Raw genomic sequence first — 2,872 nt, forward strand, 5'->3', positions numbered from 1 at the left:
CAGCGCCTCCCTCCCCCACCATCGCCTCGTCCACCACCCCGAGCACGCCAGCGCAGACCCCGGCCCCCAGCGCCTCCGCAGCCTCCAGTCCTTTCGGTTTCGCCCCGGAGACTCCGGCCGAGGAGGTAGCCGTCGAGGCCGCCCGCGTGATGACAACGTGGGACCCCGCCAAGGACCTCGACCCCACCGCTTCGGACGCTCGCGCGAAGCACCTCATGACGCCCGAGCGCGCCGCGCAGGTCTTCGTCTCCGACCGTGGCACCGCTGACCCTGAGTGGGTGCGTGCCTCCAGCGGTCACTGGGTCTCCGACCCGACGGCGCTGATTGTCCCCGGCGGTGAGGGAAACGCGCTCACGGTGAACGTCACCTGGGACTGGGTGGCCCCGGACGGCACCCGACGAGCGGGGCAGGGCGCCCGCACCTACTACTTCGTCATGACGGACGGCGATATCCCCAAGGTGGCCGGCTACACCTGGAGCGGCCCCTTCTAGCCGCTACGCTCATGTCAGCGCGGTCGTAGGCCATCCCCCCTCCGGCCTCCCGCGTCAGGCCCCTCCAGCCGATCCCGTTTCATGGCTGGAGGGGCCGACCTTTGCCCGCCGCGTGATGCCGGCCGGTCAGTGGTCTCGCCACGGAAGCGGGTCTCGTCCGGCCCCCGGTCGCCAGCGCGCCTGCGAGGCGTCGAGGGGGCTTGCCCACCTGGTGGGGACCCATGCCTGCTGGATCGGCCCGCCCGGGGTCTCCTGCCAGCAGACGAGCAGATGGTGCTCGCTCCAGCGGGTCATGATCGCGTCGAAGGACTCACGGCCTGGCAGCTGGACGCGCACGGACGGCTCGCGGCCGTAGCGCGTGCTGTGCACCTGGTCGGGGTGGGTGAAGGCCGGCCCTTCGTACACGTGGATGTGGCGGTGCTGGGCTGCGGTCATGCGCGCATCCCACCATGCGGGGTGGACACCTTTTCGCGGGGGCGCTCCGCCCCCCGCACCCCCAGGCCAGCGCGGCGCTGGACCACCGCAGGGCGGCCCCCGGCTCCGCTGGCGCTCCGCCGGGTCCCGCCCCAGGAGTCCGTGGGGTCACCTGGAGGAGGCGGCCGGGGGTGTTGGCACCGTGCGTGCGTAGGGTCACCTTCACGAGGGGGCACCGGCCAAGAAGCGAGTTGGTCCAGCCCCCGAGGACACTCACCGACCAGAGAAGGACTAGAGATCGTGAGCACCCCGCCCCTGCCTGAACTGCCCGAGTACCCGTCTCCGCGACTGCGCGATGGGCTGACGATCCTGACCGGGATGCTGATCGGCTACGTCTACGCCTGGCGTCACGGTCCCACGGACGCCCGCCCGTGGGTCCTCGTCCAGGGCGGGGCGTGCTTCGTGCTGCTCATCGTGTGCCCGCTCCTGGTCGTCCCGCTGGCCCCCGTGCTGTTCGCCTCCGCTCCCCTGCCGTCGTGGCTGATCGCTCTCCTGGCCCTGGCCGCCGTGCTCATCGTGGCCGCGACCGCCGGACGCTTCCAGGTCCACCGCGGCCCCCTGCGCGCCTACATGGACCCCACCCGCCGCGTCTTCCTCTCCGCCCGCGCCCGCGAGGCGGACTGGCACGTCGAGAACTTCTTCACCACTCGCCCCGGGGCCCGCACCGCTGAGCCCCTCTGGACCGGCCTCATCCCTGCCCTGCTCGACGCCGCCGACGCCGCACACGTCACGATCACCGCCACCGCCCTGAACGACACCCTGTCCGACTACTACATCCGCCGCGTGCCCACATTCACGCGGGCCAGCACGCAGCCCGACCTGCCCCGCGTGCACCTCGTCCGGCCCCCGCAGCCCCTCCCACGCCCCGACGCCATCCGCTGAGCGCCGCACGCGACGGCGGACCGCACCGCCGGCGCAGCACGACCCGAGACGAGCACCGCACCGCGGCAGCCCACCCGCCGTCCGCGCACCCCGCAGGGGAGCGCTGACACCCAGGGGTGCACCGCGCTGAGCGCGGAGCACCCCTGCAAACCATCCATCACACGTCTGGCACCAAGGTGCACTAGCGTCACGATTCGCGTGACACACGCGCCCCCGGCCGGGGCGCGAACCACGGGCATGAGCGACCGCCGCCCGTGCGCGCACTGCGCCGATCCCCTGCCCGAGGACGCCTCGCCGCGCCAGCGGTACTGCACCCATGCGTGCCGTTCAGCGGCCTACCGGGCGAGGACCGCAGGGCAGACCCCGGACCCTGCCGTCCTGGCCCTGACCGCGCAGCTCGAGGCTGAGCGCGCTCAGCGTCGTGACGCCGAGACGCGCATCGGCCAGCTCGAGGCCCGCGTCCGGCGCAAGACCGAGCAGGTCCAGCAGCTGGCCGGCCAGCTGGCCGCCGAGCGGCGGTCAGCGGCCGTGGCCATCGCTGGCCAGGCCAACCGGACGGTCGCTGTCCGGGCGGACAACGCCGCCCTGGCCGGCCAGCTGTCCGCCCTGCGCCGGTCATGGTCCGTGGCCACGGCCGGCACTGACCTGACCCCGGACGAGGTGGCCGCCCTGCGCGGCCAGCTGTCCGCCCTGCGTGCCCGGTATGAGGACCTGTCCGTCCGGCACGGCCGCCTGTCCGCCGCGGCCGAGGCGGCGGCCACCGAGCGGGCGCAGCTGCAGGGCATCGTCCGGCAGTGGGACACCCTGTGCCGTCGTCTGGCCAAGGCCGTGGCCGGCCAGCCGGTGGCGGCCGTGGACAAACGCATCCTGGCCACGCACGCCCGGTTCCGGTCAGCGGTGGCCACCGGTGACCGGACAACCCCGAAGGAGGCCCGGCCATGACCGTGTCCATCTCGAAGATGTCCATCGACTACTACCTGGACTCCGTGGCCACCGGTGACCGGTCCGTGTCCGCCGACGGGGCG

The 2,872-nt window shown here is 73.4% G+C and carries 4 protein-coding genes; 3 read left to right on the plus strand and 1 reads right to left on the minus strand.

Annotation, left to right across the window (positions count from 1 at the left end):
• Nucleotides 1-491: hypothetical protein (locus tag Q4D18_RS11460; protein WP_303128523.1), on the plus strand; the 491-nt coding region annotated here is incomplete at its 5' end.
• A gap of 126 nt (nucleotides 492-617) precedes the next feature.
• Here Q4D18_RS11460 and Q4D18_RS11465 read toward each other — a convergent pair.
• Nucleotides 618-926: a hypothetical protein gene (locus tag Q4D18_RS11465; protein ID WP_303128524.1), complete on the minus strand. Its 309-nt coding sequence runs from the start codon at nucleotides 924-926 to the stop codon at nucleotides 618-620.
• Nucleotides 927-1,205: 279 nt separating this feature from the next.
• Between Q4D18_RS11465 and Q4D18_RS11470 the strand changes: the two genes are divergently transcribed.
• Both Q4D18_RS11470 and Q4D18_RS11475 read left to right on the plus strand, forming a co-directional pair.
• Entirely contained in the window at nucleotides 1,206-1,847 is a 642-nt protein-coding gene (locus tag Q4D18_RS11470; RefSeq protein WP_303128526.1) for a hypothetical protein, read from the plus strand.
• A 237-nt stretch (nucleotides 1,848-2,084) separates the two neighbouring features.
• Nucleotides 2,085-2,789, plus strand: a complete 705-nt coding sequence (locus Q4D18_RS11475) for a hypothetical protein (protein ID WP_303128527.1) — start codon at nucleotides 2,085-2,087, stop codon at nucleotides 2,787-2,789.
• The last annotated feature ends 83 nt before the right edge of the window (nucleotides 2,790-2,872 follow it).

Origin of the sequence: Micrococcus sp. (assembly GCF_030523875.1) — a bacterium.
Taxonomy (GTDB): domain Bacteria; phylum Actinomycetota; class Actinomycetes; order Actinomycetales; family Micrococcaceae; genus Micrococcus.